Annotated in this window: 27 protein-coding genes; 13 read left to right on the top strand and 14 right to left on the bottom strand. The window is 63.8% G+C overall.

Annotation, left to right across the window (positions count from 1 at the left end):
• The first annotated feature begins 61 nt into the window (after positions 1-61).
• Genes idi through AYX22_RS02300 form a run of 6 tightly spaced genes read left to right on the top strand, consistent with a single transcriptional unit; the run spans position 62 to position 5,837 of the window.
• A complete protein-coding gene (idi, locus tag AYX22_RS02325) occupies positions 62-616 on the top strand; it encodes an isopentenyl-diphosphate Delta-isomerase (protein ID WP_207595952.1) in 555 nt (184 codons plus the stop codon).
• Positions 613-1,713: a polyprenyl synthetase family protein gene (locus AYX22_RS02320; RefSeq protein WP_207595951.1), complete on the top strand. Its 1,101-nt coding sequence runs from the start codon at positions 613-615 to the stop codon at positions 1,711-1,713. Before idi ends, AYX22_RS02320 begins: the two co-directional genes overlap by 4 nt.
• Positions 1,710-2,630 (top strand): squalene/phytoene synthase family protein, encoded by a 921-nt coding sequence (locus AYX22_RS02315; protein WP_207595950.1) that lies wholly within the window; start codon positions 1,710-1,712, stop codon positions 2,628-2,630. Before AYX22_RS02320 ends, AYX22_RS02315 begins: the two co-directional genes overlap by 4 nt.
• Complete coding sequence (gene crtI, locus AYX22_RS02310) at positions 2,627-4,279, top strand: phytoene desaturase family protein (protein ID WP_207595949.1); 1,653 nt, start codon at positions 2,627-2,629, stop codon at positions 4,277-4,279. The genes AYX22_RS02315 and crtI overlap by 4 nt, the downstream gene beginning before the upstream one ends.
• A complete protein-coding gene (locus AYX22_RS02305; protein WP_207595948.1) occupies positions 4,279-4,629 on the top strand; it encodes a lycopene cyclase domain-containing protein in 351 nt (116 codons plus the stop codon). Before crtI ends, AYX22_RS02305 begins: the two co-directional genes overlap by 1 nt.
• Positions 4,626-5,837: a prenyltransferase gene (locus AYX22_RS02300; protein ID WP_207595947.1), complete on the top strand. Its 1,212-nt coding sequence runs from the start codon at positions 4,626-4,628 to the stop codon at positions 5,835-5,837. The genes AYX22_RS02305 and AYX22_RS02300 overlap by 4 nt, the downstream gene beginning before the upstream one ends.
• Here the strand turns inward: AYX22_RS02300 and AYX22_RS02295 are convergent.
• Positions 5,832-6,368, bottom strand: a complete 537-nt coding sequence (locus tag AYX22_RS02295) for a MarR family transcriptional regulator (protein ID WP_207595946.1) — start codon at positions 6,366-6,368, stop codon at positions 5,832-5,834. The two genes, AYX22_RS02300 and AYX22_RS02295, sit on opposite strands and share 6 nt — an antisense overlap.
• Before the next feature lie 137 nt (positions 6,369-6,505).
• On the opposite strand from AYX22_RS02295, the gene AYX22_RS02290 reads away from it, so the two are divergent.
• Together AYX22_RS02290 and AYX22_RS02285 are read left to right on the top strand one after the other, a co-directional pair.
• On the top strand, positions 6,506-7,315 hold the full coding sequence (locus AYX22_RS02290; protein WP_207595945.1) for a tryptophan-rich sensory protein: 810 nt from the start codon (positions 6,506-6,508) through the stop codon (positions 7,313-7,315).
• A gap of 165 nt (positions 7,316-7,480) precedes the next feature.
• Positions 7,481-8,866: an HNH endonuclease signature motif containing protein gene (locus AYX22_RS02285; RefSeq protein ID WP_207597428.1), complete on the top strand. Its 1,386-nt coding sequence runs from the start codon at positions 7,481-7,483 to the stop codon at positions 8,864-8,866.
• 39 nt (positions 8,867-8,905) lie between these two features.
• Here AYX22_RS02285 and AYX22_RS02280 read toward each other — a convergent pair whose 3' ends face one another.
• The 3 genes from AYX22_RS02280 to AYX22_RS02270 form a co-directional block, all read right to left on the bottom strand.
• Entirely contained in the window at positions 8,906-9,241 is a 336-nt protein-coding gene (locus tag AYX22_RS02280) for a hypothetical protein (protein WP_089593344.1), read from the bottom strand.
• 95 nt (positions 9,242-9,336) lie between these two features.
• Positions 9,337-10,455, bottom strand: coding sequence for a hypothetical protein (locus AYX22_RS02275; RefSeq protein ID WP_207595944.1), 1,119 nt, complete (start codon positions 10,453-10,455; stop codon positions 9,337-9,339).
• Positions 10,456-10,787: 332 nt separating this feature from the next.
• Positions 10,788-11,552: a class I SAM-dependent methyltransferase gene (locus tag AYX22_RS02270; protein ID WP_207595943.1), complete on the bottom strand. Its 765-nt coding sequence runs from the start codon at positions 11,550-11,552 to the stop codon at positions 10,788-10,790.
• A 64-nt stretch (positions 11,553-11,616) separates the two neighbouring features.
• On the opposite strand from AYX22_RS02270, the gene AYX22_RS02265 reads away from it, so the two are divergent.
• Entirely contained in the window at positions 11,617-12,147 is a 531-nt protein-coding gene (locus tag AYX22_RS02265; protein ID WP_207595942.1) for a MarR family transcriptional regulator, read from the top strand.
• On the opposite strand, the gene AYX22_RS02260 is transcribed toward AYX22_RS02265, so the two are convergent.
• The gene (locus tag AYX22_RS02260) at positions 12,083-13,330 is read right to left on the bottom strand and encodes a glycosyl hydrolase (protein ID WP_242703487.1); all 1,248 of its coding nucleotides are present in this window, start codon (positions 13,328-13,330) and stop codon (positions 12,083-12,085) included. The two genes, AYX22_RS02265 and AYX22_RS02260, sit on opposite strands and share 65 nt — an antisense overlap.
• Positions 13,331-13,491: 161 nt before the next feature.
• Between AYX22_RS02260 and AYX22_RS02255 the strand changes: the two genes are divergently transcribed.
• The 3 genes from AYX22_RS02255 to AYX22_RS02245 all read left to right on the top strand — a co-directional run bounded on the left by AYX22_RS02255 (position 13,492) and on the right by AYX22_RS02245 (position 15,949).
• Positions 13,492-14,994, top strand: coding sequence for an MFS transporter (locus tag AYX22_RS02255; RefSeq protein ID WP_207595941.1), 1,503 nt, complete (start codon positions 13,492-13,494; stop codon positions 14,992-14,994).
• 68 nt (positions 14,995-15,062) lie between these two features.
• Positions 15,063-15,392 carry a hypothetical protein gene (locus AYX22_RS02250; protein ID WP_207595940.1) on the top strand — a complete coding sequence of 110 codons (330 nt, stop codon included), beginning with the start codon at positions 15,063-15,065 and terminating at the stop codon, positions 15,390-15,392.
• Positions 15,393-15,541: 149 nt separating this feature from the next.
• Positions 15,542-15,949 carry a hypothetical protein gene (locus tag AYX22_RS02245; protein WP_242703486.1) on the top strand — a complete coding sequence of 136 codons (408 nt, stop codon included), beginning with the start codon at positions 15,542-15,544 and terminating at the stop codon, positions 15,947-15,949.
• On the opposite strand, the gene AYX22_RS02240 is transcribed toward AYX22_RS02245, so the two are convergent.
• From AYX22_RS02240 to AYX22_RS02215, 6 genes are all read right to left on the bottom strand, one after another.
• Positions 15,920-16,729: a sigma-70 family RNA polymerase sigma factor gene (locus AYX22_RS02240; RefSeq protein ID WP_207595939.1), complete on the bottom strand. Its 810-nt coding sequence runs from the start codon at positions 16,727-16,729 to the stop codon at positions 15,920-15,922. The two genes, AYX22_RS02245 and AYX22_RS02240, sit on opposite strands and share 30 nt — an antisense overlap.
• A 163-nt stretch (positions 16,730-16,892) precedes the next feature.
• The gene (locus AYX22_RS02235) at positions 16,893-17,273 is read right to left on the bottom strand and encodes a Rid family hydrolase (protein ID WP_207595938.1); all 381 of its coding nucleotides are present in this window, start codon (positions 17,271-17,273) and stop codon (positions 16,893-16,895) included.
• A 40-nt stretch (positions 17,274-17,313) separates the two neighbouring features.
• Positions 17,314-18,078, bottom strand: a complete 765-nt coding sequence (locus tag AYX22_RS02230) for an amino acid ABC transporter ATP-binding protein (RefSeq protein WP_278251954.1) — start codon at positions 18,076-18,078, stop codon at positions 17,314-17,316.
• Positions 18,078-19,001: an amino acid ABC transporter permease gene (locus AYX22_RS02225; RefSeq protein WP_242703485.1), complete on the bottom strand. Its 924-nt coding sequence runs from the start codon at positions 18,999-19,001 to the stop codon at positions 18,078-18,080. The genes AYX22_RS02230 and AYX22_RS02225 overlap by 1 nt, the downstream gene beginning before the upstream one ends.
• Positions 19,002-19,028: 27 nt before the next feature.
• Positions 19,029-19,970, bottom strand: a complete 942-nt coding sequence (locus tag AYX22_RS02220) for an ABC transporter substrate-binding protein (RefSeq protein ID WP_207595936.1) — start codon at positions 19,968-19,970, stop codon at positions 19,029-19,031.
• Positions 19,970-21,271, bottom strand: a complete 1,302-nt coding sequence (locus tag AYX22_RS02215; RefSeq protein ID WP_207595935.1) for an alpha-hydroxy acid oxidase — start codon at positions 21,269-21,271, stop codon at positions 19,970-19,972. Before AYX22_RS02215 ends, AYX22_RS02220 begins: the two co-directional genes overlap by 1 nt.
• Before the next feature lie 194 nt (positions 21,272-21,465).
• On the opposite strand from AYX22_RS02215, the gene AYX22_RS02210 reads away from it, so the two are divergent.
• Positions 21,466-23,049, top strand: coding sequence for a helix-turn-helix domain-containing protein (locus AYX22_RS02210; RefSeq protein WP_242703484.1), 1,584 nt, complete (start codon positions 21,466-21,468; stop codon positions 23,047-23,049).
• Positions 23,050-23,083: 34 nt separating this feature from the next.
• On the opposite strand, the gene AYX22_RS02205 is transcribed toward AYX22_RS02210, so the two are convergent.
• The 3 genes from AYX22_RS02205 to AYX22_RS02195 form a co-directional block, all read right to left on the bottom strand.
• Positions 23,084-25,438: a glycoside hydrolase family 65 protein gene (locus tag AYX22_RS02205; protein ID WP_207595932.1), complete on the bottom strand. Its 2,355-nt coding sequence runs from the start codon at positions 25,436-25,438 to the stop codon at positions 23,084-23,086.
• Positions 25,439-25,468: 30 nt separating this feature from the next.
• On the bottom strand, positions 25,469-26,194 hold the full coding sequence (locus AYX22_RS02200; RefSeq protein ID WP_207595930.1) for an HAD-IA family hydrolase: 726 nt from the start codon (positions 26,192-26,194) through the stop codon (positions 25,469-25,471).
• Between the two features lie 80 nt (positions 26,195-26,274).
• Positions 26,275-26,628, bottom strand: coding sequence for a hypothetical protein (locus tag AYX22_RS02195; RefSeq protein WP_207595929.1), 354 nt, complete (start codon positions 26,626-26,628; stop codon positions 26,275-26,277).
• Positions 26,629-26,643: the final 15 nt, after the last annotated feature.

Raw genomic sequence — 26,643 nt, 5'->3', positions numbered from 1 at the left:
CTAGCTTGTCTAGCAATATTCAAGTCTCTCTAAGGCACTGGGTGTAGGAGGTAGGCGCAGGATGAACGCGACAGAGATGGTGGTCCTCCTGGACGACGCCGGAACACCCATCGGGGAGGCCGCAAAAGCGGGGGTGCACACACTGGACACACCCCTTCATTTAGCCTTCTCCTGCTACCTGCTGAACGATGCCGGCGAGGTCCTCCTGACCCGCCGCTCACCTGAAAAGAAGACCTGGCCGGGAGTTTGGACCAACAGTTTCTGCGGCCACCCGGCACCAGGCGAGGAATTCGAGGACGCTGTGATGCGGCGTGCCCAGTTTGAACTCGGGGTGGACGCCAAGAGGATCGAACTGGTTCTCCCGGACTTCCGCTACAGAGCCGTTGACCCCACTGGTATCGTCGAAAATGAGGTCTGCCCGGTGTTCATGGCCCGGATCAGCGGCCCCCTGCAGCCGAATCCAGCCGAGGTTGCTGACTGGGCGTGGATATCCCCGGCCCTGCTCGAGGATGCCCTGGCGCACACGCCGTCCGCTTTCAGCCCGTGGCTTGGTCTGCAGTTCCCCCAGCTTCTGGAGGCGCGGGCATTGCCTTCACACGAGGGAGTCAAAGCATGACCGTCACCTCCGGATCCCTCCGAAGCCGCACCGACCTCTGCGGCGCGATCGAAAACGAGCTGACCGGACTGATCGGCAAGAGGGCCACCGCCGCAACCGCCTACGGCCCCAACTTCGCCAGGCTGTGGGGCCTGGCCGGCCAGAACGTGCTGGGGGGCAAGTTCGTCCGCCCCTTGCTGCTCATGGAAACGTACGACTCCCTCTTGCAGCGCGGCTCATCACGGCCCGAACAAGAAGGCCGCGGCCAACGGGAAACCGCCATCAGCATCGCCGCCGCCATCGAACTCCTCCACTACGCCTTCCTCCTGCATGATGACGTGATCGACGGAGACCTCGTCCGCCGCGGACACCCCAACCTCATCGGTTCCCTCCTCGCAGAAACCGGCGAGCTCCCCCGTCCCGATGGCGGCCTTCACTGGGCCCAGACAGGCGGAATCCTGATGGGCGACATGCTGCTCGCCGCAACCCACCAAGCCTTCGCCCGCGCGGATCTCCCCCACGAATTACGGCTCCGCCTCCTGGATCTCCTGGAACACACCATCAACGAGACCGTAGCCGGCGAGCAACTTGACGTGGGCCTGGGCGACGGCGTCATTGCCCCGGACCTCGAGACCATCCTGGTGATGTGTGGATACAAAACCGCCACGTACACCTTCGAACTGCCGTTGCGTGCCGCCGCCGCGCTGGCCGGTGCGGACTTCGCCGTCGAGACTGCGCTTGCAACCGCCGGCCGGCATCTTGGCTTGGCCTTCCAGCTCCAGGACGACCTCCTGTCCACCTTCGGGGATCCGCGCCGCCATGGCAAGGATCCCTTTTCGGATCTGCGGGAAGGCAAGGAAACGGCCATCATCGCCCATGCGCGGACCACCAGCACGTGGCCGCACATCGCGCCCCTCTTCGGCAGGCCCGGACTCAACGGTGAGGAAGGCGAGCACGTCCGCCGCCACCTCACCGATTGCGGAGCAGAAGCATTTGTCCAGGGCCTCATCGAGGAACAAATGGCAGCGTTTAATCATCAGCTCACAAGCACCATTCCGCAGGACGCACGGAATGTCCTGCTTGACCTTGCGGGGCAGTTGGAAGGACGGCAATCATGAGCGTCGCCACCGATACCTCTTTCACCCATTTCACCCGGACGGCCGAGCGGGCCGCCAACCAGGTCATCGCCGCCTATTCCACGTCCTTCGGCCTGGCATGCAGGTTGCTGGGGCCCCGGCACCGCCAGCACGTCCGCAACATTTACGCCCTGGTGCGGGTGGCGGACGAGCTCGTGGACGGCGTCACCGCGGAAGCCGGGCTCAGCTACCAGGAACAGTGCGACGCCTTGGCCCACTTCATCGATGAGACCCACCGCGCGGTCAAGCTTGGCTACAGCAGCGATCTAATCATCCACGCCTTTGCCCAGACCGCCCGGACGGCGGGCATTGATGAGACCCTCATCGATCCCTTCTTCGCTTCCATGCGAACGGACCTCGGCGAGCGCACGTCAGCTGGCACTTCTGCGCAACAGCCGGCACCACTCCGTTTCGACGCCGATGCCCATGATGGCTACGTGCACGGCTCCGCTGAGGTTGTGGGGCTGATGTGCCTGCGTGTCTTCATGCGGGATGAAAACATCGACGACGGCGACGCCGCAGCTTTGCAGTATGGCGCCAGCAGGTTGGGCGCTGCGTTCCAGAACATCAACTTCCTCCGGGATCTGGCGGACGATACCTCCCGGTTGGGCCGCAATTACCTCAGCACTGCGGACCACCTCGAGGAGCACGACCGGGTGGAGTGGGTCAAGACAGTCCGGGCCCAGCTGGCCGACGCCAACGCCGTCATTCCGATGCTGCCACGCGATGCCAGGGCCGCTGTCCGGAGCGCGTTGGCGCTGTTCCAGGCCCTCACGGACCGGATTGAACAGACCACGGTGGACGAGCTGTATCGCTCAAGGGTCCGGGTGCCGGATGCCGTTAAGGCCGGGCTTGCCGCCCGGGCCGTCGCCTCAACCTGGATGGAGCTGCACCGATGACGCGGACTGTAGTGATCGGCGGTGGCATCGCTGGGCTCGCCACCGCTGCACTCCTTGCCCACGAGGGCCACGAGGTCCAGCTCCTGGAGCAGCGCGACCAGGTGGGCGGACGCGCCGGAAGCCTTGAACGGGACGGTTTCCGCTTCGACACCGGCCCCTCCTGGTACCTGATGCCCGGCGTCTTCGACCACTTCTTCAAGCTGCTCGGCACCAGTGCGGCGGAACAGCTGGATTTGCGGACGCTCAGTCCCGCGTACCGCATCTTCAGCGAGCCGGACCACGACGGCGGACGGCCGGTCCCGCTGACAGTGCCGCTGGGCAGCGATCAGGTTCTGGAAACCTTCGAGAGCGTGGAGCCCGGCAGCGCCAGGGAACTGACCTCCTACCTCGCGTCCGCGCGCCACACCACTGAAATGGCTGAACGGTTCTTCCTCTACAACCCGTTCACCAGGCTGCAAGGGCTGCTTCATCCGGAAGTGCTGCGGAGCCTGCCCAAACTCGCGCAACTGCTCCTGACGCCGTTGGATAAATACGTATCCCAACGGTTCCAGCACCCCGTGCTCCGGCAGGTCCTGGGATACCCGGCGGTGTTCCTTGGCACCAATCCTTCCGATGCTCCCGCCATGTACCACTTGATGAGTGCCCTGGACCTGGGCGACGGCGTGCAGTATCCGATCGGCGGATTCTGGGAGCTCGTGAGGCGACTGGAGTCGTTGGCGGTGGATGCCGGTGTCAGGATCCATACCGGTGCCGAAGCTTTGAAGATCACCACCCGCGAGGCGCCCCGGACCAGGAAGGTGGGCCGCTTCGATGGCGTGAAGCTCCCGCCTGCCCTGTCCGGAAAGGATGGCCGTGAAGTCACCGGGGTCAAGTGGCGCGACAACTCGGGCACGGAGCACTACATCGTTGCGGACCTGGTGGTCTCCGGCGCCGACCTGCACCACACCGAAACCCAACTGCTGGGCGTCAGGGACCGGAGCTACAACAGCAAGTACTGGCAGAGCCGCACCAGCGGACCCGGCGCCGTCCTGGTGATGCTGGGCATCAAGGGTTCCCTGCCGGAACTTCCCCACCACTCCTTGTTCTTCACCCGCGATTGGGAGGCGAATTTCGCAGCCATCTTTGGCGAGGAGACCAAGATCCCGGATCCTGCTTCCATCTATGTCTGCAAACCCAGCGCCACCGACGCCGGGGTCGCGCCACAAGGGCACGAGAACCTCTTTGTCCTCGTCCCCGTCCCGGCCGATCCGCAGCTGGGGGCAGGCGGCCCCGACGGCAGCGGCGATGTCCTCATCGAACGAACCGCGGACGCCGCCATCGACCAGATCGCCCAGTGGGCCAACATCCCGGACCTCCGCGACCGTGTGGTGGTCAGGCACACCATCGGACCCGCTGACTTCGCTGATGAGTACAACTCCTGGCGCGGCGGCATGCTGGGACCAGCGCACACGCTGGGACAGAGCGCCATGTTCAGGGCGCAGAACGCCTCGAAGCGTGTGCAGGGCCTCTACTACGCCGGTGCCACCACAGCCCCCGGGGTAGGCGTGCCCATGTGCCTCATCAGTGCCGAGCTGGTCTTGAAACGGATCCGCGGCGACCACAGTGCCGGCCCTACCACTGTGAGGCCCGTAGCTAGCAGGATTGGCTGATGGGTGTTCTCTACTTGGTGTCGTTGCTGCTGGGCATCACCTGCATGCTCCTGCTCGACCACCGCTTCCGTCTGTACTTCTGGCGGGACCCTAAAGCAGCGGCGATCGTCACCGCCGTCGGGGTCTTGTTCCTTCTCGCCTGGGACCTGGCCGGGATCGGTTTGGGAATCTTCCTGCGAGGTGAAGGCACCATCGCCACGGGACTGTTGATCGCTCCGGAGCTGCCCATCGAGGAACCCGTCTTCCTGCTTTTCCTGGTGCTGTGCACCATGGTCCTCTACACAGGCGCCCGGCGGCTGCTTGACCGGGCACCGGCCACACGCAGTGCGAAACAGCGGGAGCACGTATGACGTACTTATGGCTCGCGCTCGCCTTCATCGTCGCGGCAGGAGCAGCCGGCGTGATCTTTGCCCGCCGGGGCGCGTATCCCGGCGAGGCCGGCAGGCATTGGAAAGCCGTAGGCCTGGCCTTCACGGCCTTGGCTGTCCTGACCGCGGTGTTCGACTCCGTCATGATCGGGATGGAACTCTTCCACTACGACGCTTCGCACATCCTCGGCGTCAAAGTAGGGCTCGCGCCGATCGAGGACTTTGCGTACCCGCTGGCCGGCGTCGTGGCGCTTCCCGGGCTGTGGATGTGGCTGACGCGAAAGCGCACGCAATCCAGCCAAAGCCGCACGGAACCGGGGCGCAAGGGCCTCGTCCCGCAGGCCTTGCTCGCCTCCCGCCCGGTCAGCTGGATCAACACCGCTTACCCGTTTGCCGCGGCCATGCTCCTGACCACCCGCGAGATCGACTGGGTCCTGGTCGTGGGCACCTTCTATTTCCTCATCCCCTACAACCTGGCCATGTACGGGATCAACGACGTCTTCGACTACGAATCCGACTTGAAAAACCCCCGCAAGGGCGGCATGGAGGGTGCACTCCTCCAACCCCATCTCCACCGCCCCATGCTGTGGCTAGCAGCGATCACCAACGTGCCGTTCCTGGTGGTCCTCGCCGTCGCGGGCGGTCCTGCCGCGTGGCTGAGCCTTGCCGTCAGTGCCTTCGCGGTTGTGGCCTACTCCGTGGCCGGGCTTCGCTTCAAGGAACGCCCGGTCTTGGACTCGCTGACGTCCAGTACGCACTTCGTCAGTCCCGCCGTCGTCGGCTTGACGCTGGCCGGTGCCGAGGTGACGCCTGGTCTCCTCATCCTGCTGCTCGCGTTCTTCCTGTGGGGCATGGCCGCCCATGCCTTCGGCGCCGTCCAGGACATTGAGCCTGACCGGCAGGCCGGCATCGGCTCCATAGCAACAGTCATCGGTGCCCGCCGGACGGTGCGGCTCGCCGTCGTGCTCTGGTTTGTTGCCGGCCTGGCGATGCTGGCCACGCCGTGGCCCGGACCGCTCGCGGCGATCATCGCTGTCCCGTACATCGCCAATTGCGCGCCGTACTGGAACGTGACGGATACGACGGCGGCGCGCACCAACGTGGCATGGCGACGGTTCATCTGGCTCAACTATGGGTCAGGATTCCTGGTGACGCTCATCGTGATCCTGCAGTGGAGCCTCACGTCATGACTGGGCTGGTTTCCCGGCCTCAGGGACCACAGGCTCTTCGTCGATGGTGTCCAGTGCTTCGCGCATGTGCTGCAGGAAGTTCACCACAATCTGCGACTCGTCCGGGCTCAACGCGCAGGCAGCGTCGAGCATCCGCCGGTGCATTCCGCCGAGCGTGTGCCGCACTTCCTGGTCCGACCCCGGCGTTGCCTTCAGTATCAGCGCGCGACGATCGGTGGGATGGGGTTCGCGGCGAATATGGCCGGACTCCACCAGGCGGTCGATCAGCGTGGTCATGGAAGCCGACGTTATCCCTAGCTTGTCGCCCAGATCCTTCGGCTTCATCACCTTGCCCGCGGCTTCAGCTTCGAACAGGTAGCGCAGGGCCAGCAGGTCCTTCTCACCCATCCCCATGGAGGAACGGGTCCTGCGGCGCATCGCTTGCTCGGAAGCACGGTAATCGCGCAGGGCATTCAGCACGTCAATGGCAATGGCCTTCTGACCTGGGTCTTTGCCGTACCAATAGCCCTTTGCGTGGCCTTCCGAGTCCATCCGACGGTCCTTTGATAAACGTAAAGCTTGTCTTGCTAGCAATTTGATAGTAAGTCACGTACCCCGCGAATGCATGACGCCGCACATCCGCATCCCCGCTCGTCCACAGCACGTCCCCTAGGAAAGAGGCTTTGCACATGGCAACAGTAAGCCCGGACCTCGCCCGGCAGATCACGGTTACCGTGAGCTTGGTGATCTGCATCGTTGGCTCGATGATCGGCGTCGGAGTCTTCGGCGGAACCCCGATCGCCCAGGCAGCGGGCGGTGCTTTGTCCGCCGACTCCACGCTCCTCGCCCCCGCAACCCCCGCCTTCTCCATCTGGTCCGTGGTGTACACCGGCCTGGTTGCCTACACGGTATGGCAGTGGTTGCCGTCCCAGCGGGCCAATCCGCGGCAGCGCTCCCTCGGCTGGATCGTGGCCTTGTCCATGGTCCTGAACGCCGCATGGATCCTGTCTGTCCAGGCTGGCTGGCTCTTTGTCAGCGTGCTGGTGATCCTGGCCCTGCTGGTGACACTTGTCCTGGCGTTCCTTCGGTACAGCCAGAGCCGCGCCACTTCGTGGTTTGAGGCTGTAGCGGTGGACGGGACTCTGGGGTTGTACCTCGGCTGGACCAGCGTGGCCGTGTGCGCCAACATTGCCGCCGCTTTGAAGGCTTCCGGCTTCTCAGGCTTCGGGTTGCGGCCCGAGGTCTGGTCAGTGGCTGTGTTGGTAGTGGTGGCCGTTGTGGGCATCGCTCTGGCCATCAAGGGACACGGCCGCCTCGCTCTCGCAGCCGCCATTGCGTGGGGCCTGGCCTGGATCACAGTCGGCCGCAGCGCCGATTCACCCGAGTCATTCCCGACGGCGGTCGCGGCGGCTGTCGCTGCTGCGCTGGTTCTCGGTGCAGCGATCACGGTGAGGGCCCGGGTGGTGCTGGCTGGGGCCGGGGTTTCTGGTAGCCGGTAGCCGGTAAACCCTGCCTTGCTTCGCGACAGCAGGCGGCAGGGCAGGCGATGCCGGCTACTTGCGCGGTTTTCCACATAGGCGAAGTCAGGCCTGATATCCGGTTCTCCCGACTGGAAGAGTTGGGACATGGAGCGGATTCGGACCAGTCAGGCGGGCAACAACGCGATGCCCTTACCGGCCGATGCCTCGACGCCCTGGGAGTCTGCCCAGCCCGGTGCTACGTTGGCGGGCCTCGCGGCCGTTATTGGTTCCTTGCCCGCGAGCACCAGCAGCGGTGGGCTGGTCAATGAGATTCGTGCCCTGGAGGACCTGAAATCCGCGATCACTGCGCGTCAGGCCAGGGCCGCCGTCGCTTTGGATCTGGCTCAGCGCCGGGAGCAGGCCGAAGCAGGCGTTCCCACGGCAGAGCAAGGCCGCGGTGTAGCCGCCCAGGTGGCCCTCGCCCGACGCGAATCGCCGAACCGTGGATCCCGGCTGCTCGGACTTGCGCGGGCGCTTGTCATCGAGATGCCGCACACCATGGCCGCCCTCGAAACAGGTCAGCTCAACGAATGGCGTGCCACACTGTTGGTCAAGGAAACTGCGTGCCTCAGCATTGAAGACCGTGCCGCTGTGGATGAAGAACTGGCGCCGGACACGGGCACGTTCAACGGGTCCGGGGACCGGTGCATCATCGCCGCAGCCAAGGCCGCAGCCTACCGGCGCGACCCCCGCTCGGTCACCCAGCGGGCCAGTCACGCCGCCGCAGAACGCAGGGTCAGCCTTCGCCCGGCTCCGGACACCATGACAATCCTCACCGCTCTGCTACCAGTGTCTCAAGGCGTCGCCGCCTACGCTGCCCTTAGCCGACACGCAGATTCAGCCCGCTCGTCCGGCGACGGCCGAAACCGTGGACAGATCATGGCCGACACCTTGGTAGAACGGGTCACCGGAACACCTGGCGGGGTCGCAGGGATCGACCTCCAACTCGTCATGACCGACCGCACGCTCTTCCAAGGCGACAGCGAACCGGCCCGCCTCCAGGGTTACGGAATCGTCCCCGCTGAATGGGCTAGAGTTCTGCTGGCCGACGGGCCCACCGAGCCAGAGGGACAACGCCAAGCATTCCGAGTGATGATCCGGCGACTTTACACTGCTCCGGGAAGCGGCGAACTCCTGGCCATGGACTCCAAAGCGAGGGTCTTCCCCCAACGATTACGGCGCTTCATCGAGGTCCGGGACGCCACCTGCCGAACCCCGTACTGCGATGCGCCTATTAGGCATATGGACCACGTGGTCCCTTGGCACAACGGCGGGACCACCACCCTGAACAATGGCGCGGGGCTATGCGAGGCATGCAACCACACCAAGGAAAACCCCGGCTGGAGCGCCAGTGTGCCGCACGGCCAAACGCACACCTTGGAAGTCCGCACCCCTACCGGGCACATCTATCAATCGAAGGCGCCACCTCTGCCTGGGCGCGAGGATGCGTCGCCACCTGCTCCGCCGGACAGGCCACCCGCGTCGGAACGACACTGGGAGCCACAACTGCAGCATGCCCGGCAGGCGTAATCCACGACAAAGTCATACACAGCCGCGTCGCAACAGCTGCTATGCCGGGCAGGCATCCTTCAATGCCTGAACGGACTCTGCCGGTACTTGGTCGCCGGCGTCGGCGATCTGACGGAGGGGCGTGGTGATATCGGAGGGGACGCCTGCGGCATCGGCGGCTGTCACCAAGCCGGCAAGTACCTGCTTGTCCTCGGCGCCCACCAAGCCGTCTTGGACAACGGCGCAGATCTGTTTGGTCACTTCGTCGGCAGCGGCGGTGGCAACCTTTGATGCGGCCTCACTGGCAGCGTTTCCGGCTGCTTCCTCAACGGCTCCGCAGCCCACGAGCAGCAGCAGAACGGGAACGGCGGACAGGGCTGCAAGTCGACGGGTCATGGGTCCAGCCTAGCAATCCTGCAGCAGAGCCTGCCGCGGCGTGGCTCCGCTGTGCCGGCAGTGCCTGAGGCGACCACCGACACAGCGCAGCAGCCCTAGCCTGCAATCAGTTCATTGACCGGGCCTTCGTGCAGGGCAAGGTAAACGTCGTCCCGGATCTGGTTCGCCTCTGGATCGGTCATTGTCCGGCCAAGCGGACGCATCACTACCCGTATCAGGGCGTTGGCCTGCCCGCGTCTAATGCGGAGCCGGTCCCGCGCCGCCGCCGGAAGCTGTCGGCAGGGAGTCAGCGCCAACAGCTCCACGCTTTCCAGATCCTCAGCCTGCTCCCCCAGAGCCGAACGAACCGTATCGCCAAGCAACTCATCGTCGATGTCCTCTGCAACCACGATTGAAATGTCCCTGCTGATGGAAGGCATCCGGGAGACAGCTTTCCACGGCGACAGGTCCAGCATTTGCCGTTGAATCCTCGGGTCCGCAGACCTCAGCAGCCTGATGTCGGGAATGCCCTTGCAAAGCATCAGGGCGCGGTCCAAACCCATCCCCAGCGCAAGGCCGCACCATTTTCCGGGATCAAGGCCCGCGTCCAGGAAAAGCTGCGGTGCCATGAGCCCACACTCCGCGAGTTCCAGCCACTCGCCACCCATCAGAACGTCAAGCTGAAAGCCCTCCGCCGTGTAGGGGTGGGAGGCCGGAACGGCACGCCACTCAGCGCCCGGGAGTACAGCAGCCACCAAGGCACTGACCATTTCCTGAAGATGCCCGCCGTGCAGCTTTTCGGTGGAACTCACACGCCACAAGTCCACCTGGTGGGGCGTGCCCACATGGGTGCGATCAATGGAGTCCCGCCGGTAGACGAGGCCGGGGATCGCCCAGAGCTCGTCCACAACCTCGGCTGGATCAATCGCCCGCATGAGCGTGGGGATGGATGCCGAGGTATGGCTCCGCAGCATGACGGTGGGGCTGACATAGCGGGAGTATCGCTGGTCGCGGGTAATGTCCGCCCCGCTGAAACCCAAACGGTCATAATTATCCGCAACACTGACCAAGGGGCTGTGACGTATGGTTCTGCCGGGCACGCTCCACTGCGTCTGAAGGGCGTCCACCACGTCACGCAGGAGTTTCTGCATGGCATGCGGACCATGGTCGGGGTTGGCGAGGTCCCTGATGGTCAAAGCATGGTGAAGCTCGGCAGGGCTTAAATAGACAGGCATTTCTGGTCCTTAAGTTTCGGAGTGATTGGGTTCCTCCCCCGACTCACTCCGGCGCCAGGACCTAGGCGCGCGCCTTAGTGCCCTCGCGACCGGATACCGGTCGGGGGCAAGTAAATCGACGCATGGAGAGCATGGGCCGACTCTACCTCTGTCCGCCGCGAAGGCACAGGCCCCACCGAATGCCCCCTAAGGGGCCGTTTGCCGGCGTCGGAACCAGGCGTCGCCGATGCAGAAGGCACGACGACGGCGGACGCCGAAGTGGTCGGGCCGGGCGAAGCTTCCTGATGCGTACAGGCCAACAAGCCCGCAGGAAGGACTACCGCCCGGCAGACTCAGGTCATCCGGTGATCGGTGAGCCGATATACCGACACGTGGCTGCGGGACTCCGCGGTGAATTCGCTGCGGTCCCAGTCGGCCCACCTGTGTTCCAGCTCGAATCCAGCAATGCGTGCCATGAGGTCGAGTTCACTCGGCCAGATGTATCGGTGGGGTGTCCGCCCAATCCGCGCTTCGCGCCCATCCGAAACGTCGGGGCCGAACCGCACATGGTGTGAGATAACGTGTTGGCGGAGCACGTCATAGGTGTCCACCAAGAGGTATCCGGGCTGGCTCACCTCCACTGTTCCGCCGTGCCCGGGCGGCAGTGAACGCAGTTGCGGCACCCAGAGCTCGACGACGAAGCGGCCGCCGGGAGCCAAGTGCCGGGCCGCGTTCTGGAAGCACCGGATTTGTTCCTCCTGCGTTAGAAGGTTGGCGATGGTGTTGAAGACCAGAAACGCCAGCGTGTAATGGGACCCTATTGAAACCTGGGACATATCGCCCTGGACCACGGGAATCCGGTCCTCCCCCACCTTGTCACGCAGGCGGGCGATCATGGCGTGGGACAGCTCAATGCCACTGACTGGCACGCCGGCCTCAAGGAGCGGGATGGCCACGCGTCCGGTACCGATGGCAAATTCGACGGCGGGACCTCCCGATGCCAGTTCCGACAAGACCTCCACGGTGGGGCCAAGAACATCGGGTGAGAACATTCCCTCCCCGGGAGTGTCGTACTGCTCCGCTGCGTCGTGGTCCCAAAGCTGTTGCTGGTTGATCATCCTGCCACTATTGCAGCCGACGGCCAGGGAGTTGAAGAGGCGAGGCCCCACCTATGCTAGGGGGATGGGAGAAGAGACTGTGGACCACAAGGCCTTGGCCGTCTGCATGATTGATATCTCGTCCGACATTCGCCGCAAGTCACTCAACGAGACAGGCCTCCGCCCCATCTCGAATGGCGTGCTGGAAATCCTTCGTGTTGTTGAAGGCCATCCGGGCGTCACCGTTGCCGAGGTGGCGGGCAGGCTCGGGCGGCAGCTGAGCAACGTCAGCTCGCAATTGCGCGAGCTCGTAGCTGCCGGCTTGGTCACGCGTATCAAGGATGCCTCGGACAAGCGCTACGTTTCCCTCCATCCCACGGACGAATCCAGACGGATCAAGGCGCTCCTGGAGGATGGATGGGCTGACGCGATCATCGCGGCGAGCGCCCGGCTGCTCCCGGAGGAACGCGAACAAATTGCAGCCAGCCTCCCGGCGCTGCAGCGGTTGGCTTCGTTCCTTTCGGAACCTGAACACGTATCCGGGCCCACTACTACTGCGGCGGCCGGCACGACTCCTCCGGGCCGTAGCGGAACCAGTCCGGCAGCGCCGCGGTAAAGGCGTCACGCAGTTCGGGGGTGTTGGTCACGGTCCAGTCCACCCGGCCTTTGACTTCCACCTCGTCTTTGTCCCATTCGAACCAGTTGATCATCTTCAGCTGCGGGAATTCCTGGTGTGTTGTGGGGCTGAAGAGTTGGTTCCACCAGGCTTCTTTGATAGCCCTCTCCGGCTCGCCGCCTGCTCCTGGAGCGAACAGTGCGGCCGTTTCGGGGATGGCTACCGGCTTGCCATGCTGCGTGCCGTACACGCCGTAGAAATCCGGAAGCAGACTGTCGTCGCCGTTGGCACCCTTGTAGTCGCCGGTGAGCTGATCCGCGAACTTGTTGGGCTCAGGGAGTTCATTTTCACCCCACGGGTAGGTGCTGCCCCAGTGATAGAGGGACATGCCAACCCAGTCCACAGCCTCGTCTCCCGGGTAGTAGGGGGCGTAAGCGTCGTCGTCCATGGCCAAGGCGCCGTCGGCGCTGGTATCCAGCGCCAGAAATTCGGGTGTGCCTGGTTTGGCTTCGAACTCTCCGCCCGCGAAAGGATATCCGCCCCCGTAATTGGGAGCCCACATCATGGCGGAACCCGGCGCGGTGGAGTGCACCGCCTTAGCCAGCGTTTGGAAAGCTTCTTTGTACTTTTGTGGCTGCTGGGACCAGGCGTACCAGGAGCCGTTCATTTCGTGGGCGAACCTGACAACCACGGGTACGCCGTCGTCGTTGAATTCGGCGAGGTCTTTCGCCAGTGCCGTAGCCGTTTCTTCAGTCACAGTGGAGAGTCCGTTGTGAGGTTCCAGGGTCAGCAGCATCATGTGCCCGTCGGCTCGAATCTGCTCTACTGCCCGCCGGAGATCGTCTTCGTCCTTGGCTGTGAGGGGAAACCCCGTGAAGGAGACGCTGACTGCGGGCTTGTGGCCAAGGTCGTTGGCGAAGGCGGCCAGCGGTTTGGAATGCCAGTCCAGGTTCACACCGAACAGGGCACCGGTGTCAGGGGCGAGGGCTGCCCGTGGGAGGACTTCACAGGTTTTCACGCTGGAACCCGATTGCGCTTTTTGTTCCGCGAGGCCGTTGGCAAAGTTCACTCCCGCGATGCCGATCACGGCCAGGCCAATCACGGCAGGGAGCATGAAGGCCCGCCTGAGCTCCGTCCGGTTGGCCTTGCGGGCATCGCCGCTCTCTTCGGGTTGTTCCCCCACAACAGCCACCAATCCTCTCCGACCTGCAGTTTCGTTCCATCCTAGGTACGTATCCCCCGAACGACACCACTGGGACGAACGTCACGCCCGACAGGCTTATGCACGCCCATCAACATACTTATACTTTTATAAGTATTATTACTTTGAAGAATGGGTGACGCGTGGCATCGCAACTACTGGAGACATCGGGCGGACAAGCCCAAGCAAACACACCAGCCCCACCGGGCGTCAAGGCCAACATCGGCTGGCGGGCTTTGCCCTTCCTGGCCCTGGCCCAATTCATGGTGGTTCTGGACGGCACCATCGTGAACCTGGCGCTCCCCCGCCTCCAGCTGGAAATGGGCATCAGTGACTCCACCCGCTCCTGGGTGGTCACTGCTTACGCTTTGGTCTTCGGCGCCTTCCTCTTACTGGGCGGACGCATCTCCGATTTCTGGGGACGGAAGCGGACCTTCATCACGGCCTCGGCAGGCTTCGCGGCGGCATCACTCATCGGCGGCTTGGCCCAGCAGCCTTGGGAACTCATCGGAGCCCGCGCGCTCCAGGGCATCTTCGCCGCCCTCCTCGCACCGGCGGCCTTGGCACTCCTGACGGTGGCCTTCCCCGGCGGCAAGGATCGCGGCACCGCCTTCGCCATCTTCGGCTCCATCAGCGGGGTCGGTGCAGCGGCAGGAGTTCTGCTGGGCGGATTCCTCACCGAATTCGTCTCATGGCGGTGGTGCTTCTTCGTCAACGTACCCATCGCAATCATCGCGCTGATCGGTGTGTGGATTTTGGTGGGAGAAAGCAAAGCGGGAGGCTCCACCAAATACGACTGGCCCGGCGTCGTTCTCGCCGCCTTGGGTCTGGGCTCGCTGGTTTACGGCTTCGCCAACGCCGAGCACGGCTGGGGTGCGGTGGAATCCTGGGGCTTCATTGCGGCAGGTGCGTTGTTGCTGGTACTTTTCGTCGCCGTCGAACGCAAGGTCAAGAACCCGCTGCTTCCGCTGCGCGTCGCCACCGAGCGCAACCGCGCCGCAGCGTTCCTGGCGTCCTTCCTCGCCGGAGCAGTGCTGATCGGCGGCATCCTGTTCATCAATTTCTACCTCCAGATCGTCCTGGGCTTCGCCCCGTTCGCGGCCGGAGTCGCGTCCCTGCCCATGACGGTGGTTCTGATCATCACGGCGGGCGTTGTGGCGAAGAACCTGCCCCGGCTGGGCGCCAAGGTCCCCAGCGCACTTGGTCCGGTCTTCATGGCCGCAGCCATGCTGTGGCTCACCCAGGTCACGGCGGATGGGACCTATCCGGTGAACATGCTGCCCGCATTGATCCTCATGGGCATTGGGCTGGGCCTGGTCTTCGTCCCCATGCAGAACCTGGCCCTCTTCGGCGTGGACAAGGACGACGCCGGCGTGGCGAGCGCCCTGGTCAACGCTTCGCAGCAGATCGGCGGATCGCTGGGCATCGCACTCTTCAGTGCCATCGCAGCGGCTGCCACCGCGGCAGCGACCACTACAGCCGCCGGTGGCGGGCCCCTTGCGGCCCTGACCTCGGGCTATTCGATGGTGTTCCTTTGGGCAGCCGGGGTGGCGGTCTTGATAACCCCACTCGCGCTTCTCCTGATCAGGATCGACCGCAAAAGCTTCAGCGGAACAAGCGATACCCCGCACGTCCACCTGGGCTGAACAACGGCGCCGCCACCTGCCTGGGTGGCGGCGCCGTCTCCAGGACCGTTCCGATAGATACTGGGACCATGCACAATCAAGAGCTGCACTATCTGCACGGCTTGGACGAGTTGCTGGCGGACCCCGAATCCCTGACCATGGCGAGGGTAGCGGAATATCTCGCCACAGTTCGCGTGGCTACCGCAAACTGGTTCGGTCGGACCGGCCGCGCCGAACTTTCGGCTTGGATCGACCGCGACGGCACGGGCTGGCGCGTGTGGGACACTGACGAGCGCGCTGGGATCATGGACTTCTCAATACTTCGCACCGAGTCGGAAACAGAGGCGCTCGGCAGCTTTCTCCGCCGGGCGCGCCATCACTTCGATCAAAACAAAATGGCGGTCCGGCGCATCCCGTGACGAGGTCCGCCGGCCGCAGCCGCAGACGGAATTTCAGATCACGACGGCGGATATCCCGCGTCATTATTGACATGACATAAGTCACATTCTGTAAGCTAATTTCAAAGTCAGGCATACGGCTTCCTTCGCCCTACCCGGGGAGGTCCCCCATGGCCCCGAATTCACTCAAGGCCGAGAATCTCATGGCCCATGGCGTCGCGCTCTCGGCGGCCACCATCGCCAGGCGACGGGCAGCCGCTCAACACGGCAACCATGGCGTGGCCAACAAACCCGACGCCCTCCTCGGAGCAATAGCCGTTCGGCAGTTGTTTCACCGCTGGCCGTTGGTGCCGTCGCGGGAGCTGGAACGCATCCGCCACGTACTGGTCCATTGCGACCAACTCGGATCACCCGACACTCATCACTTATCCGAACCAGCGCAGGCCCTGCTGGATTTGATCAACTGCGAGCTGGAGCGTCGACGTCTGCTGGCGAAACAAGCAACGGGAAAGCCGCCGGCAGGCGACGCAGTGGTGGCAGGCCAGACATCAGTCGCCCCGGACAAGGACGTCGCCTAACGCCGGCTGGCCCATGGCGTTGGCGCCCATGGGAGCCTGAAGCTCCCGGAGTTCCGCCAGGACGGCTGAACAGTGGGTGCATTGATCCGTGTGCCGCCTTATTTTGGCCTGCGCATTTCCGCTCAACGCGTTGCGGACGTACCTGCCGAAATGCCTCAGATAAGGTGCGCAGGACCGAATGGTGGGCTCGCCCACATGCTTCTGCAGGTACATCTGCCGGAGCCCCTCGCGTGCACGCATGGCCAAGGCGGACAAGGCGTTCGGGGTCAGCCCCAGCAACGGGCCGGCTTGTGCCGGCTTGAGGCCCTCAACGTCCACATACCAGAGCACATCCTGCCAGCGCCGGGGAAGTTCACGGAAGGCCCGCACCAAAATGATGCTCTCGTGGGTCCCCAGCACGTGATCGTCACCGGCAAAGGCCCGGGCATCCACCGTGCGTGAGTCGGTGAGGACCATCCGGGCGGACGTCTGGTTCTTTCGGTGGGCCATCCTGCGGATAGTGGTCAGGAGGTAGGGCCGGAATGACTCCACAGGGCCCCCACCCGCGATGATCGATTGCAAGACGGCGGCGAACGCTTCACCCACTATGTCCGCGGCGTCACCTGGGTTGTTTGATTCCGTGCGGGCCACGAAACCTCCTACCCGCCGGTACCGGATGAACAGTTCACCAAAGGCGGCAACATCACCTCCCCGCACCATCGCCAGCAGTTGTTGGTCGCTCAGTGGTTCTGTGGCAGCGGGGTCACCGCGGTTTGGGCATGGCATTGTTTGGACTGACATAACGGGCCTTTCAAGGGATGGACACGCCTGGACGGATCTGCAGGGATTGACGTGATGCGGCCGTGTTGAGGGCGCAGTCAAGGAAGGCCCCGCCCAATGCGCTCTGGCATGCATCGGGCGGGGCCGCGGGAAAGTTCTTGTGACGTTCCTGCGGGGGCGGTTGTTACGGGATGGCGGCCACGACGTCGATCTCGACCAGGAAGTCACCCAGGAATGAACCAACGGTGGTCCGCGCCGGGTAAGGGGCCACGACGTACTTTTCGTAGACGGCATTGAAGCCGTCAAAGTCGCGACGCGGGTGGTGCAGGTGGACGGTGGCTTTGATCACGTGGGAGAAGTCCAGGCCGTGCGCACCCAGGACGTGCCCCAGGTTCTCCATGGCTTGAACGGTCTGTTCCTCGATGGTGATCCCCACGCGCTCGTCCGTGATGGGATCATGCGGCGTCTGGCCGGCGGTGTACAGGAGCCCGTTGGCCACAATTGCCTGGGAGTAAGGGCCGGCCGGGCTTGGTGCCAGGTCTGTTGCGACGTGGAGACGGGTCATGATGGTGATGCCTTTCGTGGTGCTGAAGGAACCCTGCTGCTTACAAAACCTTGGAGAGGAATGCCCTGGTCCGTTCATGCCGGGGGCTGCCCAACACTTGCTCGGGCGGGCCGATTTCCACCACCACGCCACCGTCCATGAAAACCACTTGATCGGCTACCTGTCGGGCGAACCCAAGCTCGTGCGTGACCACCACCATGGTCATCCCGGCCTCGGCCAGGGACTTCATGACGTCCAGGACTTCGCCCACCAGTTCGGGGTCAAGAGCGGATGTGGGCTCGTCGAAGAGCATCAGTTTGGGCTTCATGGCCAGCGCCCTGGCAATCGCGATCCGCTGCTGCTGCCCGCCGGAGAGCTCCTGCGGATAGGAGTCTCCGCGGGTGCCCAGGCCAACACGGTCCAACAGGGCCTGCGCTTCCACCACCACCTCACGGCGGGGCCGCCCCAGAACGTGCACCGGCGCTTCGATGATGTTCTCCAGCACGGTCATATGTGGGAAGAGGTTGAACCGCTGGAACACCATGCCTGCGTTGAGCCGTGAGCGGGCGGTTTGGCGTTCCTTCATCTCGTAAAGCTTCCCGTTGCGCTCGGTGTAGCCCACCAGGTGCTCGTCGACGTAGAGCCTGCCGGCATCAACTTTTTCAAGGTGGTTGATGCACCGCAGGAACGTGGTCTTGCCGGAACCGGACGGGCCAATCAGGCAGGTCACGGATCCCTTTTCAACCCTGAGGTCAATCCCTTTCAGGATTTCGATAACACCGAAGTTCTTCCGGACTCCCCGGGCTTCCACCATGGCGGTAGTCATCATGCTGTCCTTGTCTTGGGCTTGCGGGTCCGTCGCGGTGCCGAATCGAAACCGCGGCCGTACCTGCGTTCGAGTTTGTTTTGGAAGAAGCTCAGGACGGTGGTCATGAGCAGGTACCAGACGCTGGCAACAATCAGCAGCGGAATGGTCTGGTAGTTGTTCGCATAGATGATCTGCGCCGAGTAGAGCAGGTCCGAGATCGCCAGGACGCTCACCAGGGACGTGCCCTTCAGCATGGAGATGACCTGGTTGCCGGTGGGCGGCAGCACCACCCTCATGGCCTGCGGGAGGATCACCCGGTTCATGAGCTTCCCGCCGCTCATCCCCAAAGCGCGGGCGGCGTCGTACTGGCCCTTGTCCACGGAACCGATTCCGCCGCGGATGATCTCCGCCATGTAAGCGGCCTCATTCAAGGACAACCCCAGCAGGGCTGCCCCCAACGGGGAAATCAGGACGTTCGCGGAACCCAAAACCATGGACGGTCCACCGAACGGAAGCCCGAAGGCAATGACTGGGTAGAGGGCCGCTATGTTGTACCAAAAGATCAACTGGACCAGCAGGGGTGTGCCCCGGAAGAACCAGATGTAGCCGCGGCTGATGGTGCTCAGGATGGGGTTGTCGGAGAGCCTCATGATGGCAAGCAACGTCCCCAGGGCTATGCCGACGGTCATGGACACCACAGTCAGCAGGATGGTCAGCCCGGCCCCGGCCAGGATCTGCGGGGCGAACAGATAGGACACCACCACGTCCCACCGGTACCGTTCGTTCACTGCGACGTCCCACGCGGCGCTGAGCGCCACCAGGATGAGGACCACTGCCAGGACCAAACGGACCGGATGCTTCAGCGGCACCACGGGAATCGAATCACTCGAAGCCGCTGTAACAGGCTCCTTGGTATCAGGAACTGAGGGTTGCTTTTGCATGGTTGTCACCTTTGACTGGGCGAATACTTACTGGGCGAAGTTGACGCGGGCTTCGGTGATGGCGCTGGTCTCCAGCCCGTACTTCCCGAGGACCTTGATGTAGGACTCACTCTTGATCACGGCGTCCAGGGCGGCGGAGACGGATTTCACCAGGCCGGACTCCTTGGGCACGCCCACCCCTACAGGAGCGAACTCGTACGTCCGCGCAATCTCGATCTGCGGGTTTTGGGTGGCAGCGAAGTTCAGGATGGGAGAATCGGCCAGCACCGTGTCCAGGCGTCCGCTGGTCAGCGCGGAGATCGCCTGCCGGGTGTCCTGGAATTCGCTCTTCTGGATTGCGTCCTTCCCGGCGGCAGCACAGGCAGCATCGTAGTCAGGAACGTTCACGGTCAGCTGGTACGAACCAGTGAGCAGCCCTACCTTCTTGCCGCAGAGCGCGGTTTCATCCTTGATGCCTGCCGGGTTGCCCTTGGGTACGGCGATCGCGTTGCCAATCTGCATGTAGTCAACAAAGTCCAGGACTTCCATGCGCTTCTCCGTGGGGGTCATGGAGGACACGGTCATGTCGTAACGGTTGGCCGCCAGGCCGGGAATGATGGAGTCGAAGTTGGCCACCTGGATATCGACTTTGACACCCAGCGCCTCACCGATGAGACGGGCCACGTCCGGGTTGGTTCCGGTCATTTCCTGCGTGCCTTCACGGTAAAACTGCGTCGGCTGCTCGTTGGTGGGTATGGCCACGCGCAGCACCTTGGACGCCTTGATGGACTCCGGCAGGAGGTCGACGGCGGCCTGGTTGACTTCCAGCGCAGGCACGCCCGTGCCTCCTGCTGCGGAACCGCCGGATGGACCCGACGTCGAGGCGTTGCCGGTGGGGCTGCAAGCCGTTACCGCCAGCATGAGCGCTGCCGACAGGACGACGGCAGGCAAACCACGTTTGGTTGGCCGGGTGGCTGGGACATTGTTCATTAGGGAGTCCTCATTTGTGCAAGGCCCATGGGGGCGGCCTTGTGAATACGGGTGGGTTGGGTGCGGGCGAACGCTTCGTTGCGGTGCCGGATCAAGTCCCGGCCTTCCGTCCGCAGTTCTTCGATGGTTGACACTCCGAGGAGCATCATGGTGCGGGTCATTTCGGAGCGGAACATTTGCAGGACGTGCGCCACGCCGGCTTCGCCGGCTGCGGCCAGTCCGTAAAGGTAGGGTCGTCCAATGGAGCAGGCATCCGCGCCCAGCGCCAGCGCCTTGACCACGTCGGAACCGCGGCGGATTCCGCCGTCGACGATGATTTCCACCTGGCCGGCGGCCCTTTCCACGATGTCCGGAAGGACATCCAGGGGAGCGGCCATGTGATCCAGTTGCCGTCCGCCATGGTTGCTGACCTGGATGGCGTCGATGCCCAGCGCAACGGCCAGCGCGACGTCGTTCGGGTTGACGACGCCCTTGAGGATGATCGGTCCGTTCCAGCGGGCCCGCAGATCCTGGATGTCGTCCCAATCCGTGGGCTCATAGGACCCTGCCAGCAGCGTGCGCCACATGTCCGGGGAACTGGCCAGCGGTCCTTCCGGAACGTCGGCATCCAGGTTGGGGAAAGCAATGGCGTCGTTGGCCAGGAATCCCAGGGCCCAGGCGGGGTGCAACATGCCCTCCACCACCGTCTTCGGCTTGATGGACGGGGGTGCCGTGAACCCGTTGCGGTAGTCGCGCTCGCGGTGGCCGATGGCCCGGCAATCAACGTTGACCAGCAGGGCTTCGTAACCGGCGTTGGACACGCGGTCCAGGACGGCTTGCAGCAGTCCCCTGTCCTGGGTGGGTTCCAGGTTGAACCACCGGCGGAGTCCCGGCGCCGCAGCGCTGACATCTTCCATGGTGGTGGTGCTGAGGTGGGCCAGTCCGTAGGGAATTCCTTCAGCGAGCGCAGCCCGGGCCACCGCGGACTCTCCCTCCGGGTGGAACAGCCGGGTACCGCCTGTGGGCGAGAGGGTCACCGGCATGGAAACCGGTCCGCCCAGGAGGGTTGAACTAAGGTCGAAGTTCTCCACCGATCCCCACTTGGGGAGGAAGGACCAGTCTTGGAACGAGGACTGGTTGCGGCGCAGTGAGACCTCGTCCTCGCCTCCACCTTCGATGTACTCGAAGATGCTCTTGGGCAGGCGCCTGGCAGCCAGCTTGCGCATGTCTTCCACGCTGTAGCACTTCCGGGACAGTCGTTCCGCGATGGATCGGGCTGGTCCCTGCACCGAGGCGAGCGCCTTGATGTCCTTGAGTTTCATGGGTTGGTCCTCTGCGTTCCTGCTGGGTTAGCCGCCCAGCTCCTTTCCCAATAGTGACGTAGATCTCCCCCGCGCCATATGTGAATTCCTCTATAAGATGCCGATTGGCCTTGTGATAACGTCCACATATGGAGACGGGCCCTCAATCAGGAATCCAGCAATCCGCGGTTCGTTTGTCCGATTGCATCCACTTGATGCAAGCGGACCTGGTACATGCCAACCCCACGCCCGAGAACCTGGGGCACCCTGTCTCGGACGTGCTGATGTACGACCCCCTGGACCACTGGTCCAGCGTGGATGACCGCATCATTCTGGCCGTCGGATGCACCTACGGCTCACCGGATTTCGATCAACTCCTCCACAGGGCAGCAAACAGCAACGCCGCCGCGGTGATCGTGAAAGCGCATGGCGCAAAGATGGAGCAGCTGCGATCGGCAGCGGTGGGATACAGCATGTCCGTGCTGGTGGCGCCGGACGACGCCGACTGGACAAAGCTGGTGGCACTGGCCAGGGCCTCAGTCATGGGTGCAGCGGCCGACTCGGTGGCCGGGGTCCGACTGGGAGACCTCTACGCTTTTGCCAACGCAGCGGCCTCCATCACCAACGGCGCCGCGAGCATCGTGGATCCGCTTGGCCGGATCCTCGGCTATTCCACCTTGCCTGGCCAACCCATCGATGAGCTCCGGCGCATCACCACACTCACCCTCGAGGAAACCACACCACCGGCTTTCGACCAGGATTTCAAGATTGTCTACGCCGCCCCGGGAGCGGTGCTGGTGCCAGCGCCCGACGACGGCATGGCCCGCCTTGCGCTGGCCGTCCGGGCCGGGGGCGAGCTGCTCGGTTCCATCTGGATCATCGATCCCGGCGAGGAAAACCGGGCTGCGGCCCTGAATGCACTGGACCGGATGGCGCCGTTGGCCGGTTTGCACATGCTGCACGCCCGCTCCGCCTCGGACTTCGGGGAGCGCCGCAATGCGGACCTCATCCGTACGGTCATGGACGACGCTCCGCATGCCTCGTTCGCCGCTGCCCAACTGGGCTTGGACGCCGCCAACGGCTTGGCCGTGGCCGCCTTCTCGATCGTCCGCCCGGAGACCGGAAGCCTGGAATCGGTGCGCGACATCCACCGGCTGCTGCACTTGGTGACCACGGTCTGCAACGTGCAGTTCGGCACCGGGCACAGCGCCCTGCTCGGCTCGGTGGTCTACGCGCTCCTGCCCTGCAAGGGGAGCCCGCCCCGGGCCGTGCATGGGCGGATCATCCAGGAAATTGAGGCGTACTCACACACCATCAGCCCGTTCCCGGTCATCGCTACCGTAGGGGGCATAGCCCAAGGAATCGAGGACCTTCCCCGGTCCCGGTCCGAGGCCATCCAGACCTTGAACCATCTGATGAACCTGCAGGCGCGCGGCGGAAAGACGGCCGGCGCCGGGAAGGCACCGGGAGTAGCCCTCTATGAGGACTTCCAGATCCCGTTGAACCTGCTGAAGATCGGGGCATTCATTGAGGAGAACGGACTGGGCGGAACAGACGAAATCGCCAGGATCCAGGCCCGGGACGCCGAGCAGCAAACGGACTACCTGGACACCCTCCGCGCCTACCTTGCGAGCAACGGAAACATCTCGGCCATGGCCGCCCAACTCCATGTCCACAACAACACAGTCCGCTACCGCGTGACCCGCCTGGCCGAGGACTTCAACCTTGACCTGGCGGATCCGCAGAAACGGCTGTGGTTGTGGCTGCGCCTGACCACCATGGACCTTGCCTCCACGTAACTCCCGCCGATATTGACCCCGCGAAGCCTGAAGGCTACCGGATGACCGGAAGTCCCGCCGTCGGGAAGACGCTGGGGAAGATCGACGGCGGTGGCACCGGCACCGTTTCCAGCGGAACCAAGACGGTATCCGCACCGACAGTGACCACCTGCTCCCGCACGTTCACGTGCAACGGTTCGTCGCTGTAGTCCGGCCCGGGGATGAGTGTGAGCTCGATGGAACCCTGTGCCAGGTCCACTGCAAGCAGGCGTCCCTGGACCTTGAGGCGGAAGGACAGGCCTTCCCATTCCAAGGGGAGGCGTGGATCGAAGCGCAGCACCTCACCCTGGTCCCGCATGCCGGCGAAACCACAGACCAAGGAGCTCCAGATCCCTCCGGTGGAGGCGATGTGGACCCCGTCGATCGTGTTGCCATGCGAGTTGTCGAGGTCGATGAACAGCGCCTCGGTGAAGTGCTGGAGCGCGACGTCGCCGTACCCCACCTCGGCGGCCATGATGCCCTGAACGCAGGCGGACAAGGTGGAATCACCTGTCGTGATGGGATCGTAGAAGTCGAAAGCGCGCTGCTTCTCCTCGGCCGAGAAGTCCTGCCATTGAAGGAACATTGCCAGCACGGTATCGGCCTGTTTGAGGACTTGGTGCCGGTAGATCACCAACGGGTGGAAGTTCAGCAGCAGCGGGTACTTGGACTTGGGTGTGTTCCAGTCCCACGGCTCAAGGGTCATGAAGTCGTTGTCCTGGCTGTGGAGCTGGAGGTGCGGATCGTACGGAAGGAACATCCGCTCGGCTGCCTGACGCCACACCAAACGCTCGGTGCCGGCAATGCCCTCGTGCTCCAACGCCGCGGCGGCACGGAGGTTAAAGCGCGCCATGACGTTGGTGTACAGGTTGTCATTAACCACGGCAGTGTACTCATCCGGGCCGGTGACACCGTGGATGTGGAACATTCCGTCCTTGCCGAAGAAGCCCAGCGAAGCCCACATGCGTGCTGTCTCGATCAGCAGGTCGGCACCCAATTCCGCGCGGAAGGTGGGATCTGCACTGGCCCATTCATAGCGGTTGGCGGCGAATGCAATGGCCGCGGCGATGTGGAACTGGGCCGTACCGGCGGCATAGTAGGCGCTGGCTTCAAGCCCGTTGATGGTCCGCCATGGGAACAGCGCTCCATCCACGCTGAGCTCCTTGGCCCGCACCCGCGCGTCGGGCAGCATGGCGTGCCGCGATTCCAGGACCTTCCGGGCTCCGCAAGGATTGGTGTACGTCAGGTACGGCAGGAGGTAGATTTCCTGGTCCCAGAAGTAGTGGCCCTCGTAGCCGGAACCGCTCACACCCTTGGCGGGGATTCCGGCAACACCGGCACGCGCGGTTGCCTGCGCCAGCTGGAACAGTCCCCACCGGACCGCCTGCTGCATCTCCGGCTGGCCACCGATCAGAATGTCGGCCGTGGTCCAGTATTCGTCGTAGTGCGCTTTGCTCTGGGCCAGGATGTCGGCGAACGGTACCAGCTTCGCTTCGGCTTCCGCCGCCAGGCTTTCTCCGCGGTCTTCGGCGTCCGTGGAACCTGCCACCAGGTAACTGACCGTTTTCTCCAAACGGAATGTGTCGCCGTGGTGGATTGCCAGAACGTAGCGGACGGATGAGTCGTCCTCGCCCACCAACGTCTCGAATGGCTGGCCCTCCGCGGAGATCCAGTGATCCACGGCCATGGCCACGCGCTGGCGTGATTCGGCGGTTTCCCATGCGAGGCGCAGGGAGCCGTCAGCACCCTGCAAATGCAACGGCAGCAGGACCCGGCCGGCATGCCGGCCCGAACGGCGGGGGTCGTGGGCCGACTGGTCCTCCACAGGCTGGTCCTGACGGTTCACGACGCCGGAAGTGATGTCCGCGGACACGTCCCGGTCAGCAGTCAGGGACAGCTCCAGGCCAAGACATCCGCGGGAATCGAACCCCACCGCCCGGCGCTCCACCGTAGTGACGGTCGCACCCGAACGGCAGGCCCACGTGATGCTCTCTTCGTAGACGCCGGTGGAAAAGTCCACGCTGCGGCTGTAGTCAGTCACCGTGGACTCAGCCAGGCTCAGGGCCTCGCCATCGATGGACACGGTGAAGTTGTTGGCATCCGGAACGTACACAATCCGTTGGCCGGTTCTGGCGAAACCATAAGCATTCTCGGCGTGCTTGATGTCCCAGATCTCGTGGAAGCCATTGATGAACGTGCCGGGCAGTTCGCCGTCGCCCGCTGTTGAGTGCGAGCCGCGGATACCAAGGTGGCCGTTGCCAAGTGCGAACAGCGTTTCCAGCGTTCCCTCGTCACCAGGGACGTGGATATTCTCCACGAGCTTCCAGGGCTCACAGGGGAAGCGCAGCCGATCGGAGCTGATGAGTGCCATGGGCGGTTGAAATCCTTCGAAAAAGTAGGGTCAGAGAAGATCGTTGAGGTCGTCCACCACCAACGTGGCACCGGCGTCGAGCAGGGTTTGGCGGCCCGCCCCGCGGTCCACGCCGATCACGGCGTAAAAGTTGGCGCCTGCGCCGGCCTGCACCCCGGACACCGCATCCTCCACCACGATGCATTCCTCCACGGGGACGCCCAGCAGGCCTGCTCCATAGACATAGGTGGCAGGGTCAGGCTTGCCGGGAAGCCCGACGCCGGCAGCCACCTGGCCGTCCACCACCACCTCGAAGTGGTGGTCCAGGCCGGCGGCCTTCAGGACGGCAGGAGCGTTGCGTGAGGAGGACACGACAGCTACTTTGAGACCCAGTTCCACCGCGGCATTGATGAACTTGACCGAGCCCTCAAACGGCTCCACGCCGCGGGAGTTCACGATCTCGTTGAAGATGGCATTCTTGCGGTTGCCCAGGCCCTGCACCGTGACGTTGTCCGGGTGGTCGTGGACCGGGCCTTCGGGCAAAGTGATGCCGCGGGATGCCAGGAAGTCCCGGACACCGTCGAAGCGCGGCTTACCGTCAATATGGTCGAAGTAGTCGCTCTCCTGATACCCCTGCGGGTGTCCCGTTTCGGCCAGGTAACCGTCGAACAGTTCCTGCCACGCCTGCTCGTGCACCACGGCAGTAGGCGTCAGCACGCCGTCGAGGTCGAACAACAGGGCCGAAGCACCCGTCCAGGCATTACGAAGATCAGTCATGTGCAGTATTCCGTTCAGCGCTTGCGGCGCGTGGTTTTGCGTTCGATGAGCTTGGTATCGAGCAGGTGGTGGCCGGGGTTTCAGTATTCACTGGCACGTTCCCGGGCAGATAAACCGCGTTTCCGGAACGCCGTCAACGCACCGAACGCGGATTCATCGCCATGGGCTAAAGCCGCCGTGGGCCTCGCGCCACGGGCAATGGGTTCCGGCAGTGCCCACTCGGTCACAACGGGGTGTTGATAGCTTGAGAGAACGGCCAAGACCCCATGGCCCAGCCCCAGCAGGTGTTGGGGTGCCTGCCGGGCTGCGTGTTCGTCATCGATACCTTCATTGTCCCACGGAACATTTACCATGCCCACGCTGCCTGTAGCCAGCCCGGATGCCTCCAGGGCGAACAACCAGGCTGAGGCGGTCGAGGCCCTGAAATGCACCACAGCCTCAACCCTTTC

It is taken from the genome of Arthrobacter sp. D5-1 (assembly GCF_017357425.1).
Classification (GTDB): domain Bacteria; phylum Actinomycetota; class Actinomycetes; order Actinomycetales; family Micrococcaceae; genus Arthrobacter.
The sequence above is the reverse complement of the archived record's forward strand: the minus strand, read 5'-3'. Positions and strand labels throughout refer to the sequence as shown.